This is a genomic window from Sphingopyxis sp. (assembly GCF_035565275.1).
GTDB lineage: Bacteria > Pseudomonadota > Alphaproteobacteria > Sphingomonadales > Sphingomonadaceae > Sphingopyxis.
This window is the reverse complement of record NZ_DATMST010000309.1, coordinates 1-17,467: the sequence shown is the minus strand read 5'-3', so window position 1 is coordinate 17,467 and position 17,467 is coordinate 1. Positions and strand designations below refer to the sequence as shown.

The 17,467-nt window shown below is 64.8% G+C and carries 14 protein-coding genes; 8 read left to right on the top strand and 6 right to left on the bottom strand.

The window, feature by feature from the left end:
• Both VN047_RS20490 and VN047_RS20485 read right to left on the bottom strand, forming a co-directional pair.
• Positions 1 to 2,750: valine--tRNA ligase (locus VN047_RS20490; RefSeq protein ID WP_325545976.1), on the bottom strand; the 2,750-nt coding region annotated here is incomplete at its 3' end.
• Between the two features lie 147 nt (positions 2,751 to 2,897).
• Positions 2,898 to 4,964 (bottom strand): S9 family peptidase, encoded by a 2,067-nt coding sequence (locus VN047_RS20485; protein WP_325545974.1) that lies wholly within the window; start codon positions 4,962 to 4,964, stop codon positions 2,898 to 2,900.
• Between the two features lie 132 nt (positions 4,965 to 5,096).
• Here VN047_RS20485 and VN047_RS20480 point away from each other — a divergent pair, with 132 nt between their 5' ends.
• A complete protein-coding gene (locus VN047_RS20480) occupies positions 5,097 to 5,861 on the top strand; it encodes an HPP family protein (RefSeq protein WP_325545972.1) in 765 nt (254 codons plus the stop codon).
• On the opposite strand, the gene VN047_RS20475 is transcribed toward VN047_RS20480, so the two are convergent.
• On the bottom strand, positions 5,858 to 7,144 hold the full coding sequence (locus VN047_RS20475) for an amidohydrolase family protein (RefSeq protein ID WP_325545970.1): 1,287 nt from the start codon (positions 7,142 to 7,144) through the stop codon (positions 5,858 to 5,860). The two genes, VN047_RS20480 and VN047_RS20475, sit on opposite strands and share 4 nt — an antisense overlap.
• Entirely contained in the window at positions 7,117 to 8,037 is a 921-nt protein-coding gene (ypfJ, locus tag VN047_RS20470; RefSeq protein WP_325545968.1) for a KPN_02809 family neutral zinc metallopeptidase, read from the bottom strand. The genes VN047_RS20475 and ypfJ overlap by 28 nt, the downstream gene beginning before the upstream one ends.
• A 152-nt stretch (positions 8,038 to 8,189) precedes the next feature.
• Here ypfJ and VN047_RS20465 point away from each other — a divergent pair, with 152 nt between their 5' ends.
• From VN047_RS20465 to VN047_RS20450, 4 genes are all read left to right on the top strand, one after another.
• Positions 8,190 to 9,347: a patatin-like phospholipase family protein gene (locus VN047_RS20465; RefSeq protein WP_325545966.1), complete on the top strand. Its 1,158-nt coding sequence runs from the start codon at positions 8,190 to 8,192 to the stop codon at positions 9,345 to 9,347.
• Positions 9,348 to 9,374: 27 nt separating this feature from the next.
• Positions 9,375 to 10,160, top strand: coding sequence for a 3-hydroxybutyrate dehydrogenase (locus VN047_RS20460; protein WP_325545964.1), 786 nt, complete (start codon positions 9,375 to 9,377; stop codon positions 10,158 to 10,160).
• 74 nt (positions 10,161 to 10,234) lie between these two features.
• Positions 10,235 to 10,876, top strand: coding sequence for a DUF4893 domain-containing protein (locus VN047_RS20455; protein ID WP_325545962.1), 642 nt, complete (start codon positions 10,235 to 10,237; stop codon positions 10,874 to 10,876).
• Between the two features lie 23 nt (positions 10,877 to 10,899).
• Complete coding sequence (locus VN047_RS20450) at positions 10,900 to 12,225, top strand: amidohydrolase (RefSeq protein ID WP_325545960.1); 1,326 nt, start codon at positions 10,900 to 10,902, stop codon at positions 12,223 to 12,225.
• Here the strand turns inward: VN047_RS20450 and VN047_RS20445 are convergent.
• Positions 12,222 to 12,977 (bottom strand): crotonase/enoyl-CoA hydratase family protein, encoded by a 756-nt coding sequence (locus tag VN047_RS20445; RefSeq protein ID WP_325545958.1) that lies wholly within the window; start codon positions 12,975 to 12,977, stop codon positions 12,222 to 12,224. The two genes, VN047_RS20450 and VN047_RS20445, sit on opposite strands and share 4 nt — an antisense overlap.
• Positions 12,978 to 13,234: 257 nt before the next feature.
• Here VN047_RS20445 and VN047_RS20440 point away from each other — a divergent pair, with 257 nt between their 5' ends.
• Complete coding sequence (locus VN047_RS20440) at positions 13,235 to 13,429, top strand: hypothetical protein (protein ID WP_325545956.1); 195 nt, start codon at positions 13,235 to 13,237, stop codon at positions 13,427 to 13,429.
• 69 nt (positions 13,430 to 13,498) lie between these two features.
• On the top strand, positions 13,499 to 14,485 hold the full coding sequence (locus VN047_RS20435) for a TerC family protein (protein WP_325545954.1): 987 nt from the start codon (positions 13,499 to 13,501) through the stop codon (positions 14,483 to 14,485).
• Between the two features lie 148 nt (positions 14,486 to 14,633).
• Here the strand turns inward: VN047_RS20435 and VN047_RS20430 are convergent, their stop codons facing one another.
• Positions 14,634 to 16,226, bottom strand: coding sequence for an isocitrate lyase (locus tag VN047_RS20430; protein WP_325545952.1), 1,593 nt, complete (start codon positions 16,224 to 16,226; stop codon positions 14,634 to 14,636).
• A gap of 160 nt (positions 16,227 to 16,386) precedes the next feature.
• Here VN047_RS20430 and VN047_RS20425 point away from each other — a divergent pair.
• On the top strand, positions 16,387 to 17,467 hold a 1,081-nt coding region (locus VN047_RS20425; RefSeq protein WP_325545949.1), incomplete at its 3' end, for a helix-turn-helix domain-containing protein.

Sequence of the window (17,467 nt, the reverse complement as noted above, 5' to 3'; positions counted from 1 at the left end):
CCCAGCCGCGCCAGTGCTGCGGTCAGCCGCTCGGCCTCGGCGTCCTTCGCGGCGTGGTCGGCGCGCGCCTTTTCGACGGCTTCGGGCTTCGCACGCTCGACGAACGAGGGATTGTTCAGGCGCCCGGCGAGACCGTCGCGTTCCTTTGCGGCGGCGGCGAGTGCCTTGGTCAGGCGGTCGCGTTCGGCGGCGATGTCGATGACGCCTTCGAGCGGCACCGTGATCGTCTCGCCCTCGACGACAAGCTGCGCCGATGCGCCTGCGGGTGCGGGATCGAAGCTCACGGTTTCGAGGCGCGCGAGCCGGTCGATCTGTGCGGCAAGCCTTTCGGTGCGGTCTTTCAGTGAAGCCGGAAAATGCGCGGTCAGGCGCGCGCCCGGGGGCAGGCCGAGTTCAGCCTTCGCCGTGCGCAGTTCGCTGACGAGCTTGATCAGCCAGTCGATATCGGCGCTGGCGTCGGCGTCGTGCGCCGCGGCGGGCGCAGGCCATTTTGCGGTGATCAGCGGATAGTCGGCGCGGTCGCCAAGCCCCGTCCACAGCTCTTCAGTGATGAAGGGCATGAAGGGGTGGAGCATGACGAGGATCTGGTCGAGCACCCAGCCCGCGACGGCCTTGGTTTCGCCGTCGATCGCGCCCTTGATCAGTTCGAGATACCAGTCGCAGAAACGGTCCCATGCGAAGCTGTAGATCGCGTTCGCGGCCTCGTCGAAACGATAGGCCGCAAAGGCCGTTTCCATCGCGGCGACGGTCGCCGCGACCTCGCCGATGATCCAGCGGTTGACCGGCAGCGTTGCGGCGGGTGCATCGAAGCTCGTCGAAGCCGAGATGCCGTTGGCTTCGCAGAAGCGCGCGGCGTTCCAGAGCTTGGTGGCGAAGTTGCGATAGCCCGCGAGGCGCGCGTCATCCATCTTGATGTCGCGGCCCTGGCTTTCCATCGCCGACATGAAGAAGCGCAGCGCATCGGCGCCATATTGGTCGATCAGCCCGAGCGGATCGACGACATTGCCCTTCGACTTCGACATCTTCGCGCCGTCGGGCGCGCGGACGAGGCCGTGGAGGTAGAGCGTCTTCCACGGGACATCACCCATGAACTCCATGCCCTGCATCGCCATGCGCGCATCCCAGAAGAAGAGGATGTCGAAGCCCGAGATGAGTACGTCATTGGGGTAGTGGCGCTTCAAGAGGTCGCTATTCTCCGGCCAGCCGAGGGTGGCGAAGGGCCACAGCGCGGAGGAGAACCAAGTGTCGAGGACATCCTCGTCGCGGGTGAGGGCGACGCCGGCGCCGGCGTCGGCCTGTGCTTCCTCTTCGGTTTCGGCCACGAAGATGCGGCCGTCGTCGGCGTACCACGCCGGAATCCTGTGCCCCCACCAAAGCTGGCGCGAGACGCACCAAGGCTGGATATTCTCCATCCAGTTAAAGAAGGTCTTTTCCCACGTCTTGGGGACGATGTTGATACGCCCGTCGCGTACCGCCTGCATCGGCGGCTGCGCGAGCGTCTTGGCATCGACATACCATTGGTCGGTGAGCATCGGTTCGATCACAACGCCGCCGCGGTCGCCGAACGGCTGCATGATCAGCTTGTCCTCGACCTTCACCATCAGCCCTTCGGCGTCGATGTCGGCGACGACGCGTTTGCGCGCTTCATAGCGATCGAGCCCGCGATATTCCTCGGGCACGAGGTTGAGAGCGTCGATTTCGGCGGGGGGCGCGGTCGCGCCCTTTGCGATCTCGACCGCGCGCGCGGCCGCTTCGGCATAGGGTGCCCCGTCGGCGCGCATCGCGGCGACCTCGTCCATCAGCCGGTACATCGGAATCCCGTTTCGCTGCGCGACGCCATAGTCGTTCTCGTCGTGCGCGCCGGTGATCTTGACCGCGCCCGACCCGAAATGCGGATCGGGATATTCGTCGGTGATGATCGGGATCAGGCGGCGATGTTCCTTCGGCCCGACCGGGATCTCGCAATATTTGCCCACGATAGGCCGATAGCGTTCGTCGTCGGGATGCACCGCGACCGCGCCGTCGCCGAGCATCGTTTCGGGACGCGTCGTCGCGATCGCGATATAGTCGCGCTCTTCCTCCAGCACGACATTGCCGTCGGCGTCGCGCTCGACATAGGTATAGGTTTCACCATCCGCGAGCGGATATTTGAAGTGCCACATATGGCCCGGCACTTCGTGCGATTCGACCTCGAGGTCCGAGATCGCGGTCTTGAGCGCGGGGTCCCAGTTCACGAGGCGCTTGTCGCGGTAGATCAGGCCCTTTTTATGGAGGTCGACGAACACCTTGACCACGGCCCGCGTGAAATGCGGGTCCATCGTGAACTGCTCGCGCGACCAGTCCATCGAGCAGCCGAGGCGGCGGAGCTGGCCGGTAATCTGGCCACCGCTTTCGGCTTTCCATTCCCAGACCTTGTCGACGAACTCGTCGCGCGTGAAATCGGTGCGCTTTTGCTGGCGTTCGTTGAGCTGGCGCTCGACGACCATTTGCGTCGCAATGCCGGCATGATCCATGCCGACGACCCACAAGGCATCCTTGCCGCGCAGGCGTTCGTAGCGGACGAGTACGTCCTGCAGCGTGTTGTCGAGCGCATGGCCGATATGCAGCGCGCCGGTGACGTTCGGCGGCGGGTTGACGATCGTGAACGGTGTCGCGTCGGGACGCGCGGGACGGAAGAGTCCCCGGCTTTCCCATTCATGGGCCCATTTCGCCTCGATAGCGGCGGGATCGAACGTTTTTTCCATCGGCATAGCCGGCGCGCTTTGCCAGCCATGGTGCGATGCGGCAAGGGGGAACGAGTCCACTCCTCGTCATGCCGGACTTGATCCGGCATCCATTCTGCGGTGGCGGAGATGGACCCCGGATCAAGTCCGGGTGACGAGCAAGAGGAATGCCGCCTATTTCTTCAGATGGCTGCCCATCCAGTTGAACACCGTCTGGTGCCACTGGACGCTGTTGGCGCCTTTCAGCACCCAATGGTTCTCGTCGGGGAAGACGAGCAATTCCGACGGAATATTGCGCCGCTGGAGCGCGGTGAAGGCGGCGAGGCCCTGGCTATAGGGGATGCGGAAATCCTTTTCGCTGGTGATCACCAGCATCGGGGTCTTCCACTTGGTGACATGATTGACAGGGTTCCACTTTTCGGGATCGGTGCGTTCCCACCACGGGCCGCCATGATCCCATTCGTCGAACCATAATTCCTCGGTCTCGAACGCCATCGCGCGCAGGTCGAAGACGCCGTCGTGCTGGACGAGGCATTTGAAGCCGTCGGTCCACTGGCCTGCAATCCAGTTCATCATATAGCCGCCATAGGAGGCGCCGAGCGCGCAGGCGTTACCCAGGTCGAGCTGCGCGTCCTGCTTGCCCGCCGCGGCGAGGCCGAGCTTGAGGTCTTCAAGTGGCTTGCCGCCCCAATCCTTGTTGATGCTGTCGGTGAAGGCCTGCCCGTAACCGGTCGATCCGTGAAAATCGACGGTGACGACGCCATACCCCTGCTGCGCGAACAGGCGCGGATTCCAGCGTGTCGACCAGCTGTTGCCGAAGCTGCCCTGCGGGCCGCCATGGACGATGAAGGCGACCGGCAGCTTCTGGACCGGGCTGACCGGCTTCAGGATCATGCCCCACACCTTGTCGCCGTTCGCGCCCGCGAACTGGATGCGGTCGAGTTCCACCGCGTCGAATTCGGCGAGGCGCGCGGCGTTGACCGCGGTGATCTGCTTCACCTTGCCCTTGGCGTCGCGGACATACAGGTCGGTCGGCGCGAGCGCGCTGTTGCGCGAATAGAGCAGGCCGCCGCCGGGGAGCGGGGTGACGTCGCCAATATTGCCTTCGAAGGCTTCGGTCGTTGCTTTCAGCTTCTCGACCTTGCCCGTCGCGGCATCGACGCGGAATACCGGATGCTCGAGCGTATCCTGCGCGGTAACGTACAGCGACTTGCCATCGGGCGCCCAAGCGATCGATCCGACCGAGCGATCCCACGCATCGGTGAGCTTCCTAGTTTCGCCGGTGGCGAGGTCGCGCAGCATCAGCACCTGCCGGTCGGCTTCATAGCCGGGCCGCGCCATCGCGGCATAGGCGAGCCATTTGCCATCGGGTGACGGGGTGGGAAGAGTATCGGTCGCCTGATTGTCCTGCGTCAGGTTGGTCGGCATCATCCGGCTGTCGACGAGCCAGCTGTAGATATCGAGGTTGGTCGAGGTCGGCTCGTTCCGGTCGGCCTTGCGCAGCGTGAAAAAGACGGTGCGGCTGTCGGCACCCCATGCGAGTTCCTCGCCGCCGCCGAACGGCTTCGACGGGCTGTCGCCGATCAGACCGGCGTCGACCGGACGTGCGGCGCTAGCCTTGCCGCCTTCGAGATTGAAGACGAAGGGGCGGCTGTAGGTTCCCGGCGTTTCCCATTCGTCCCAGTGGCGGACAAAGCCCGCGCCATCCTTGTAGAGGCGCCCGCTGCCCGGACCGGTAAGCGCGCCCTTGTCCTTCGGATCGCAGCCGAAATCGGTGCATTCCTTCGCGATATCGCCCCACGCGAGCAGCCTCGCCCCGTCGGGAGAGATTTTGAAGCCCGACACATCGGCCTTGGTATCGGTCACTTGGAACGCGGCGCCGCCGGCTTTCGGATCGACGCGCCAGACCTGACTGGTCCCCGAGGCGTTCGAGAGGAAATAGAGGATATTGTCCTTGTCGAAGGCGGGCGCGCTTTCATTCTTGCCGGGGGTGTCGGCGATGGCGGCAGGCTTTGCATCCTTCGCATTGCGGTCGACGAGCCACAGGCCGGTCGATCGCTTGTAGCTCTCCGTCTCGGTCTCGGTCATCTGGAACACGACCCAGCGGCCGTCGGGCGACGCCGTCGGCGCGGCGACACGCTTCAGCGTTGCAAGGTCGACCTCGGTCATCGGACGGGCCAGAGCGGGCGAGGAAAGGGCGGCGGTGAGCGCGATCGCGCTGGTGAGAAGCATGTTACGCATGGCGGGGGTTTAACGCCGCTGCGAGCGGGTTCAAGGCCCAAGCGCTAAATCCAGCTTGGCCTTGCCAAATCAAAGCTCTCTGGATCGCCGGGCGGCAATCCGCCAAGGGCGCGGCTCGAATAGGAGAATCGCGTGTTCAGGGCGCTGTCGACGACTACCATCCGTTTGTTCGTGCCGCTGCTCGCCGGGGCGAGCCTTCGCGATCGCGCGATCGGCAGCATCGGGGCGCTGGCGGGGATCGGTCTGGTGGGCACCGTCTGTGTGCTTTTCTTCCCCGCGGCGACACCGTGGATCGTGGCGCCGGTCGGTGCGTCGGCGGTCTTGCTGTTCGCGGTTCCGGCTAGCCCGCTTGCGCAGCCTTGGTCGATCGTCGGCGGCAATGTCGTGTCGGCGCTATTCGGCGTGATCGTTGCGGGGCTGGTTCCCCAGCCGGCGCTGGCGGCGGCGCTGGCCGTCGGCGGCGCGATCCTAGCCATGTCGTTGCTGCGCTGCCTCCACCCGCCCGGCGGCGCCGCGGCATTGAGTGCGGTGATCGGCGGGCACACGCTGGTTTCGGGGCATGCCGGGCACTTGCTTCTGCCCGTCCTCGTCAATTCGCTGATCCTCGTCGCGGCGGGCTGGGCTTTCCACCGCTTCTCCGGCCACAGCTACCCGCATCGCGCCGCGCCGGTCGAAGGCAAGCCGGCGGTTGCATCGGCGCCGGCAGGGCTGCTCATGGACGACATCGACGCGGCACTCGACGATCTCGGCGAGACCTTCGACATTGGGCGCGAGGATCTGGCGCTGCTGCTTGCGCGCGCCGAAATCCACGCCGCATCGCGGATCGGGCGGGCGCAGCTCGATGCGGTCAAAAAGGTTCGCGGCAAAAAGGTCGCGCGCGAAACCGTTCCTTCCTAACGAACGAGCGCGCCGCCCTTCATGACATGGTCGATCTTTTCGAGGACGGTGATGTCGGCGAGCGGATCGGCCTTTACCGCGACGAAATCGGCATAGCGGCCCGGGACGACCGCGCCGATGTCGCCGCGGCCCATTTCCTCCGACGCGCGGCCGGTGGCCGACTGGATCGCCTGCATCGGCGTCATCCCGTATTTGACCATATTGCGGAACTGGCGCGCGTTGAGCCCGTGCGGATAGACGCCCGCGTCGGTCGCATAGCCGATGTTGACGCCAAGCTCGACCGCGCGGCGGAAGGCAGCGCGCTGCGCGTCGGTGGTCTCGCGATTCTTGCGCAGATACTCCTCGGGCCAGCCCTCTCTGGTGCCGACTTCTTCGATCCAGGTGCCGTTGTAGATATCCATCGCGAGCCAGGTGCCGTGCTTTCTCGCGAGTTGCAGCGTCGCTTCGTCGGCGAGGCTGGCGTGCTCGATGCTGTCGACCCCCGCGTTGATCGCATTGCGGATGCCGACCGCGCCGTGCGCGTGCGCGGTGACTTTCTTGCCGCGCGCATGCGCGACCTTCACGATCGCGCGGAGTTGTTCGGGCGTGAGTTCGGGCGCGCCGGGCTCGGTACCGATCGCGAGCACCGCGCCGGTGGCGATCGTCTTGATGAAGTCAGCGCCATGATCGAGCAGGTAAGTCGTCTTCGCTGCCGCCTCCTCGGGCGTCGCGGCGACGCCGAGGCGCATGTCGGCCGGCAGTTCTTCGTTCGGAACAACGCCGTTGAGTTCGCCGCCGCCCTTGGGGATCGTGAGATAGGCGCCCGCGACCCACATGCGCGGCCCGGGCACGTCGCCGCGGTCGATCGCGTTACGGAGCGTCACGTCGGTCAGGCCGCGATAGGTGCCGACGTCGCGCACGCTGGTAAAGCCGGCTTCGAGCGTCACGCGGGCATTACGAGCGCCCACAAGCGCGGTTTCGGCGGGTGAGGCCTTCATCGGTGCGGCGAGGTCGGCGCTTTGGCCAAGGTCGGCGAGGTGGGTGTGCAGGTCGATCAGGCCCGGCAGCACGGTGAAACCCGACCAATCGAGCCGCGTCGCCCCCGCCGGCGTCGCTGTGCATGGGCCGACCGCCTTGATGCGTTCGGCTTCGACCGTGATGCACTGACCGGTGCGCGCCGTGTTCGACACGCCGTCGATCAGCCGTCCGGCCTCGATGTAAAGCGTCTCGGCCGAGGCTGGCGATGCCGCGAGAAGGATTGCCGCAAGCGCGGCGGTCAGATGTTCTGGCCGAACGCGTCGCACTGGCGCGGATCCCCCGTCTGCAAACCACGACGCAGCCAGGTCATCCGCTGCTCGCTCGTCCCGTGCGTGAAGCTCTCGGGCACCGGGCGCTGGCCCGCCGAACGCATCAGCGTATCGTCGCCGATCGCGTTCGCGGCGCGCATCGCTTCCTCCATGTCGCCCGCCTCCATCACCGACTGGCCGTCGCGCGTTTTCGCGCGCGCTGCCCAGACGCCGGCGTAGCAATCGGCTTGCAGTTCCATACGGACCTGCAACGCATTGCCTTCTGCCTGCGACGCGCGTTGCTGCGCACGGCGCACCTGGTCCGAAATGCCGCTGACCGTCTGGATATGATGTCCGACTTCGTGCGCGATGACATAGGCCTGTGCGGCGTCGCCTGCGGCGCCGAATTTCTGATCGAGCTCGCGGAAAAAGCTGGTGTCGAGATAGACGCCCTGATCGGCGGGGCAATAGAATGGGCCCATTGCCGATTGCGCCGGGCCGCAGCCCGATCGCCTCGTCGAATTTTCGTAGAAGCTGAGCGTCGGTTTCTGATAACCGTTGATCAGTCCGCTCCACACCGTGTGCGTCGAGCGGAAAACATTGCAAGCGAAGCGTTCGGCCTCCGTATCGCAGGCCACCGCCGCTCCGCCGCGGCTGTCGATCGCAGGGTCAGCGGTGCCGCCGCCGCCACTGCTGAGCATGTTGGCGCCGGGGCCAAGCAGGAAAAAGGCGGCCGCCCCGAGGATGAGGATCGTACCGCACCCCATCTTGCGTCCCAGCAGCATCGGGAGGATGGCAAAGAGCAGGCCGCCGAGCCCACCGCCGCTGCCGCCGCCGAAGCCCCCGCCGCCTCCACCGCGACCGAGGTCGCGAATGTCGTCACCGAGACCGGAATCGTCGTCGAGGCGCATCGGGGTTCTCCAGCGGGCAAGTGTCTGTTCCTCCGCGTTGTGACACTGGCATGGGGCAATTGGAAGGGGCTTCGAACGAACGGGCATTGCCATGCGCCGTGTTGCGGTGCACCATCGCAGCCGCTCCAGATAGAGGATCGTTTCCGAGTCCCATGCCCCGCCGAGCTGCCCGTGCTGCATTGCCGCTTCCAGATCTTGTCGTGCTCGTCCTGCAGGGCGGCGGCGCGCTGGGAGCCTTTCAGGCGGGCGTTTACGAGGCGCTGATCGAGCTTGGCATCGAGCTCGACTGGGTCGCGGGAATTTCGATCGGCGCGGTCAATGCCGCGATCATTGCAGGGAACGAGCGCGATCAGGCGGTCGGGAAAATGCGCGAGTTCTGGGAAGGCGTTTCGTCCGCGTTGCCGTCGCTGCCCACGGCCGACAATGACTGGGCGCGTGAGTGGACGCATATGGCGGCGGCGGGGCAGGTCATGGCTTTTGGCGTCCCCGGCTTTTTCTCGCCACGCTGGCCCCCGCCGGCGTTCGCCGAACGGCAAACGCCCGAGGCGGTCAGTTTTTACGATACTGCGCCGCTGGTCGAAACGCTGGACCGGCTTGTCGACTGGGACCGCGTGAACAAGGGGAAAGTCCGCCTGTCGGTCGGTGCGGTCGCGGTCGAGACGGGCAATTTTCGCTATTTCGATACCGAATGCGATACGATCGACGCCCGGCACATCCTCGCTTCGGGCGCGTTGCCGCCCGGGCTGCCGCCGGTCGAGATCGATGGCACTTGGTATTGGGACGGCGGGCTGGTTTCGAACACTCCGCTCGAACATGTCGTAGAGGCGGCGAACCAGGATATGCTGGTGTTTCAGGTTGACCTGTTCCCGGCGCGTGGGGTTCGACCGCACGATCTGGAAGAAGCCTGGTCGCGCGAGAAGGATATCCGCTTTTCCAGTCGTACGCGCCGCATCTCTGACGGACTGGTCCGCCGGCGCAAGGAGCACCGGCTGATCGACCGGATGCTCGAGAAACTGCCCGCGGACTACGTCGACCTGCCCGAGGTGAAGGCGGTACGAAAGATGGTCGATTGCAAGGCACTCAACGTCGTGCAGCTGATCCACGAGCCGCCGGCATGGCAGACGGGCGCACGCGATTTCGAATTTTCGCGATCGACGATGGAAGTCAACTGGGCGCTCGGCCGCGACGCCGTCGAGGCCGCGATGAAGGACGGTCACCTGCTCGCCGACAGCATCGCCGAAGGGCGGTCGGACAGTTTTACGGTGCAATCGGATGCATTGCGGCCAAAGGCCGGAAAAGACGTTTCCTGAATAATCTCCCCCGAAAAGGATTTCGAAATGCGCCTCAAAGGAAAGACCGCCCTTGTCACCGGATCGACCTCGGGCATCGGGCTTGGCATTGCCAAGGCCTTTGCCGCCGACGGCGCGGACATCATCATCAACGGCTTCGGCGAGGCCGATGCGATCGAGACCGAACGCAAGGGGCTGGAGGCGATCAGCGGCGGAAAGGCGGCCTATGACGGCGCCGACCTGACACAGCCTGATGCTATCGAGGAGATGTTCAAACGCGCCGACAGGGATTTTGGCGGCGTCGATATCCTCGTCAACAACGCGGGAATGCAGTTCGTCTCGCCGGTTGAGGACTTTCCTGTCCAGAAATGGGACATGATCATCGCGCTCAACCTGACCGCGGCCTTCCATACGATCCGGCACGCCGTGCCAGGCATGCGCGCGAAGAAGTGGGGGCGGATCATCGCGACGGCGTCGGCGCACTCGCTCGTCGCATCGCCATTCAAATCGGCCTATGTCACCGCAAAACACGGACTTGCCGGGCTGACCAAGACCGTCGCGCTTGAGGTGGCCGATGCCGGGATTACCGTCAACTGCATCAGTCCCGGCTATGTCTGGACGCCGCTGGTCGAAAACCAGATTCCCGACACGATGAAGGCGCGAGGCATGACGCGCGAGCAGGTGATCAACGACGTGCTGCTCGCCGGGCAGCCGACCAAGCAATTCGTGACAGTCGAGCAGGTTGCCGCCGTCGCGAGCTTCCTGACGCGCGACGAGGCGGCAAACATCACCGGCGCGAACCTAAGCGTCGACGGCGGCTGGACGGCGGCATGACGCGCTGCGGCCTTGAGCAATCTCCTTTGCCCTCCTAAGGTTAACCATCGCAGGGTGGGGAGAAGCGAAGAATCATGGGTCGCACCAAATGGGTTATAGCGGTGGCGCTGGGCGTCGCCCTGAGTGCTTGCCGGACGGTCCCGGCGATGCCGCCGTCGGCGGCCGATGCGCCGGATACCACGGGTAGCTGGCGCGCGACAGTCACCGATCAGGATCAGGAACGAATCCGGGGCTGGTACAAGAGCTGGCAGGCGGCGCTCGCCGATGCGCGCGCGAAGGGCAAGGGCGCGGATATCGACCGCGAGGGCGTCTTGCTGCAGCCGATGGCCGCGCTGCCCAACCCGCACTTGCCGGCGGGAGACTATCGGTGCCGGACGGTCAAGATCGGCGCGCAAGGGCGCGGCGGCCTTGGCTATATCGGCTATGGCTGGTTCCGCTGCCGCGTCGCGCCTGAACAGGGATTGTCGAGTCTGACCAAACTTTCGGGGTCGCAACGGCCGGTCGGGCTGATCTTTCCGGACAATCTGAAACGCCAGATATTCCTCGGTACGCTCGAACTGGGCGACGAGAAGATGGCGGTCAATTACGGCAGCGACCGGATGCGTGACATGGCGGGGCTTGTCGAACGGATCGGCGACAATCGCTGGCGGCTCGTGTTGCCGGCGCCGACTTATGAATCGCTGCTCGACGTGATCGAACTGGTCCCGGCGAACTGACAACCGACAACAGGGGAAAATCGATGCGTAATATGTGGATGGGCGCGGCTGCGCTCGCCTTGGCGATATCGGCAACGGCGCCTGCGGCAGCGCAAGCGCTCGGCGGCGAGGTCGAGAAGCAGATGCCGTCGCTGATGGCGATCTACAAGGATTTTCACGCCAATCCCGAACTCAGCTTCATGGAAGTGCGCTCGGCAGGAATTCTTGCCGCCGAGGCGCGCAAGCTGGGATTCAAGGTGACCGAGAAAGTCGGCGGTACGGGTGTCGTAGCGGTCATGGAAAATGGTCCGGGGCCTGTGGTGATGGTACGTGCCGATATGGACGGCTTGCCGGTGACCGAGCAGACGGGGCTGCCCGGCGCGTCGAAGGTACGCGTGACCACCAAGGAAGGCGTCGAAACCGGCGTGATGCACGCATGCGGTCACGACACGCACATGACGGCATGGATCGGAGTCGCGCGGCTGATGGCTGCGAACAAGGCGAAATGGTCCGGGACGCTGGTGATGATCGGTCAACCCGCAGAGGAGCGCGGGGCGGGCGCACGGATGATGCTGGAGGACGGGCTTTATACGCGCTTCCCCAAGCCCGAATATGCGCTGGCCTTCCACGATGCGGCGCAGTTTCCGGCAGGCCAGATCGGCTATACGCCGGGCTATGCACTCGCCAATGTTGACAGCGTCGACGTCACGGTCAAGGGGGTCGGCGGGCACGGCGCCTATCCGCAGACGACCAAGGACCCGATCGTGCTCGCAAGCCGGATCGTCGGCTCGCTGCAGACGCTCGTCTCGCGCGAGGTCAGCCCGCTTGACAGCGCTGTGGTAACGGTCGGCAGCTTCCATTCGGGCGCCAAGCACAATATCATTTCGGACGAAGCGAAGCTGCAACTGACAGTGCGCAGCTATTCCGATGAAGTGCGCGATCACCTGCTTGACGGCATCGCGCGCATCGCAAAGGGCGAAGCGATCGCGGCGGGGATGCCCGACGACAAGATGCCCGTCGTGACGGTGCAGAAGGACGAATACACGCCTGCGACGTTCAACACCCCTGCGTTCACCGAAGAAATGGCCGCGTTCCTCAAAACCGGTTTTGGCGAGAAGCGCGTCGTGCAGATGCCGCCGGTGATGGGCGGCGAGGACTTCAGCCGTTTCGGGCGCGAGGACAAGAACATCAAGAGCCTGATCGTCTGGGTCGGCGGTGTGCCGCAGGTCGAATATGACGCAGCGAAGAAGGAAGGGCGGACGCTGCCGAGCCTTCATTCGCCCTTCTGGGCGCCGGATGCGCCTGCGGTCATTTCCACGGCGACCGAGGCGTTGACGTCGATGGCGATGAAGTTGATGGCGAAGGGTTAGCCCGAAAAGCTTCCGCCCCGGCCGGCGCCTTCGGTGAATTGCTTCGCTCCCGCGGCGGCACCTTCGCGCAGCGGCGCGACGCCGGCATGGGCTTCATAGGCAAGTGCGCCTTCGACGTCGAAATCCCACTGGCGATAGGCGCTGAGCCTGTCGCTGTTCATGCAAAGCTGCGGAAAGGCGGCGATCTGCTTCGCGAGTTCGATGGCGGCCGAGAGCGCGTCGCCATCGGCTACGACGCGGTCGGCGAGGCCGATACGCTGCGCTTCCACGGCGTCGACCGGCCGGCCGGTCAGGATCATGTCCAGCGCGCGGCCCTGGCCTATGATGCGCGGCAAGCGGACGGTGCCACCGTCGATCAGCGGCACGCCCCAGCGGCGGCAATAGACGCCGAACACCGCGCTGGCTGCCGCAACGCGCAGATCGCACCATAGCGCGAGTTCGAGCCCACCGGCGACGGCATGGCCTTCAATAGCGGCGATGACCGGCTTTTCGATCAGCATCCGTGTCGGTCCCATCGGGCCCGGGCCCTCGGGGTCGTAACGCGACGTTCCCACGGCGTTGAGGTCGAACCCGGCACAGAAATGGCCTCCGCTTCCTGTCAGGATGGCAACCCGGGCGCCGTCGTCGCTCGCAAAGGCGGCAAAGGCATCGTGCAGCGCTGCGGCGGTGTCGGGGTCGACCGCATTGCGACGCGCAGGACGATCGATGGCGATAATGGCGACGGGGCCGTCACGGCTTGTAATCAAGGTCATGCGATCTCCGGGTGCGAACGGGCCTTAAGGCTAGCACGGCACAAGGCTAGCACGGCACGGCCGCCTCTTGAAAGCCGCGTGCCGTCACCCTAAATGAAGGGAATGCGGGCCGGGCCCCTCTGGCGTCGGCGGATTTTTTCCGCCACGTGATGTCGGACCGCATCGGGTGACACCGATGCTCTTGGCCCTTTCTCCCCCCTGTTTCCGGGGTCCCGGCATCGGCGTCACCTGCTTGATTTTCAATCAGGAGGCCCTGTATGACCTTGAATCCCAATCTTTATCGCCTGACCGTGCTGCATCGCCAGCTCCACGACGCCGAACGCCGCGAACTGCGCCGTCGTGGCGCCGATCCCTTTCGCCTGCTGCGGCTGAAAACGCTGAAGCTCGCGGTGAAGAAGCGGCTGGCAGTCCTGACGCGGCGTCCTGCCCTGCGTCCGGCGTTCGCGCTTTAATCCATCATAACCGATAATCGGGTGCGCTGCCGCAAGGCGGCGCGCCCGGCGTATCCAGGGAAAATCATCATGGAATTTCTGTTCGCCGACTGGCTGGGTACCCCGGCTTGGTCCTGGCTGTCGTTCCTCGCGCTCGTCATCGCGCTCACCGCCTTCGATCTTGGCATCCTGAACAAGGAGAACAAGGAGATGGGGATCGCCGAAAGTCTGAAGCTTTCGGCGCTCTACATCGGCATCGCGATGGCGTTCGGCGCGTGGGTGTGGGCTGCGAAGGGCGGCGAGGCGGGCCTGCAATATTACACCGGCTTCTTCATCGAGAAGGCGTTGTCGATCGACAATATCTTCGTCATCTCGCTGATCTTCACGACTTTCGCGATCCCGCCGCGCTACCAGTATCGGGCGCTCCTCTGGGGCATTGTTGCGGTGATCGTGCTGCGCGGCATCATGATCGCGGGTGGCGCGGCGCTGGTCACCGAATATGGCTGGGTGCTCTATATATTCGCGGCATTCCTTGTGTTTACGGGCGTGAAGATGCTGTTCGCGAGCGAAAAGCCGATGGACGTGAAGGGCAACCCCGTTGTCAAATGGCTGTCGCGCCGGATGCCGATCACCGATGAACTGCACGGCGAGAAATTCTTCGTCCGGGTGTCCGATACGAAGACCGGCAAGATCGTGCTCGCCGCGACGCCGCTGTTCCTCGCGCTTGTCGTCATCAACCTTGCCGACCTTGTGTTCGCGGTCGACAGCGTGCCAGCGATCTTCGCGATCACCACCGATACGTTCATCGTCTACACCTCGAACATCATGGCGATCCTCGGCCTGCGCGCGCTCTATTTCGCGCTGTCGGCAATGGTGCACCGTTTCCATTACCTCAAATATGCGCTCGCGCTGGTACTGGTGTTCATCGGGTCGAAGATCTTCGTTGCCGATTTCGTGCTGGGCGGCGCGAAATTTCCGCCGCTGGTCAGTCTGGGCGTGACGGTCGCGCTGATCGCGGGCGGCGTGATCTGGTCGCTGATCAAGACGCGCGAAGAGGAAGCTGCTCCACCGCAATAAAAATGTCCGCCGGAGGCCTCGCGGCTTCCGACGGACAGGCTTTCCTCCCCAGGAAAGCTCGGGAGGCGCGGGGCGATTTGTGCAAGGCGCCCCGCGCCAAGAAGGGTGACGCGAGGGGTTGCAACGGGCCCCTCGCGCCGAACTCGGATCAGGCGGCGAACTGGTTCATCGTATTGTCCTTGCCTGCGGCCTTCAGCGCCGCTTCGCCGGCGAAATATTCCTTGTGATCGTCGCCGATGTCGCTGCCCGACATATTCTGGTGTTTCACGCAAGCGATGCCCTGACGGATCTCGGCGCGCTGGACGCCCTTGACGTAACCCAGCATCGCTTCGTCGCCGAAATATTCCTTGGCGAGATTGTCGGTGCTGAGCGCGGCCGTGTGATAGGTCGGCAGCGTGATCAGGTGGTGGAAGATGCCCGCCCGCTTCGCCGAATCGCGCTGGAAGGTACGGATGCGGTTGTCGGCTTCGTCGCCAAGCGGCGTGCCGTCGTAATCGACGCTCATCAGTTTGGCACGATCGTAGGCGCTGACGTCCTTGCCGTCCTTCTCCCACGCGTCGAACACCTGCTGGCGAAAGTTCAGCGTCCAGTTGAAGCTCGGCGAATTGTTGTATGCGAGCTTCGCATTGGGGACGACTTCGCGGATGCGGTCGACCATGCCGGCGATCTGTTCGATGTGCGGCTTTTCGGTCTCGATCCACAGCAGGTCGGCGCCGTTCTGAAGGCTGGCGATGCAGTCCATGACGCAGCGGTCCTCGCCGGTTCCCGAGCGGAACTGATAGAGGTTCGAGGGCAGGCGCTTCGGGCGCATCAGCTTGCCGTCGCGGTTGATGAGGACGTCGCCGGGGTTGCCCGCGCCGTCGACCTCTTCGCAGTCGAGGAAGCTGTTATACTGGTCGCCGAGGTCGCCGGCTTCCTTCGAGAAAGCGATCTGCTTGGTCAGGCCCGCGCCAAGGCTGTCGGTGCGCGTGACGATGATGCCGTCCTCGACGCCGAGTTCCATGAAGGCGTAGCGGCAGGCACGGATCTTCGCGATGAAGTCCTCGTGCGGCACGGTGACCTTGCCGTCCTGATGGCCGCACTGTTTTTCGTCCGAGACCTGATTTTCGATCTGCAGCGCGCAGGCACCGGCCTCGATCATCTTCTTGGCGAGCAGGTAGGTCGCCTCGGCGTTGCCGAAGCCCGCGTCGATGTCGGCGATGATCGGCACGACATGCGTTTCGTGATTGTCGATCGCCGCCTGAACCTGCTTCGCCTTGAGTTCGTCGCCCTCGGCGCGTGCGGCGTCGAGTTCGCGGAACAGGCCGCCGAGTTCGCGCGCGTCGGCTTGGCGGAGGAAGGTATAGATTTCCTCGATCAGCGCCGGAACGCTGGTTTTTTCGTGCATCGACTGGTCGGGCAGCGGACCGAATTCGCTGCGCAGCGCGGCGATCATCCAGCCCGAGAGATAGATGTAGCGGCCTTTGACGGTGCCGAAATGCTTCTTGATCGAAATCATCTTCTGCTGCGCGATGAAACCGTGCCAGCAGCCGAGCGACTGGGTGTAGTTCGCAGGATCGGCATCATAGGCCGCCATGTCGGCGCGCATGATGCGCGCGGTGTAGCGGGCGACGTCGAGGCCGGTGCGGAACTTGTTCTGCGCGCGCATGCGGGCGATGCTCTCGCCGCTGATGCCGTCCCACGTGCCGTCGTAGTCGCGGATGAGGCGGCCGGCCTGCGCCATGTCTTCCTGATAGCCCATCGTCTTGTCCTTCGCTCTGCCCCGGCGGGGGGCGTGAAGAGGTGATGGGGTCAAACTGGCGCCGGACGCGCTGAAAGTGAAAAGCTTTGTCAATAATATTTGTGAAATATGGCTAATCGGTGTAAATATGCGTGTAAATTAGTAAAGAAAGTTACAAACGATGGCGGAGCGGCGGGTGTTTGCTGGGCCGGCGGTGCGCAAGGCGCGGCGCGAGGCGGGGATGACACAGGCCGCCATGGCCGAGGCGCTCGACATTTCACCGAGCTATCTCAATTTGATCGAGCATGGGCAGCGGCCGCTGAGCGCGACGGTGATCGTGCGGCTGGCCGAGCGGTTCGGGTTCGACGCGGCGAAGCTGGGAGCGGAAGAGCTGCCGGGCGGGCTTGCGGGTCTCAGGCGGCGGCTCGCCGATCCGCGCTTCGCCGATTTGGGGATTGGGGCGCACGAGGTCGAGGAATGGCTGCAGACCGCCCCCGCCACGGCGGCTGCCTTTGCACGCCTGTTCGATGCGGCGCCCGAGGGGCGTTCGGAAGGCGAGGGCGACGCGCCCGAAGTCGCCGCGGTGCGTCGCGCGATCGAGAAATGGCGCAATCATTTCCCCGACCTCGATGCGCGCGCCGAGGAACTGGCCGACGAATTGCGGCTCGCGGGCGGCGATCTGTACGGCACGATTTCGGAGCGGCTGCGTACGCGCCACCAGCTCGGCATCCGCATCCTGCCGTCGGACGTCATGCCCGACCGGCTGCGCTGGCTCGACTGGCACGCGCGGCAATTGATGCTGAACGAACTGCTGCGCCCCGCCTCGCGCACCTTTCAGGCGGCGGCGACGCTCGCGCAAATCGAGGCGAAGGGCGAGATCGACGCGCTCGTTGCGGGCGCCGAATTCGCCGAGAGCGCGGCGGCGCGGCTGTTCGAGCGGCATTTGATCCAGTATTTCGCCGCGGCGCTGATGATGCCCTATGGCCGCTTCCTGCGCGCGTGCGACGCGACAGGATATGATCTGCTGCTGCTCCAGCGGCGCTTTGGCGCGGGTTACGAGCAGGTCGCGCACCGGCTGACGACCTTGCAGCGTGTCGGCGCGCGCGGGCTGCCCTTTTTCATGTTGCGCATCGATCGCGCGGGACAGGGGAGCAAGCGTTACGCCGGGGCGAGCCAGTCGCCGCTCGTCGATGGCGACGCGCGTTGTCCGCTGTGGGGCGTGCATGAGGCGTTCGCGCGGCCGGGCGAGGTGATCGCCGACC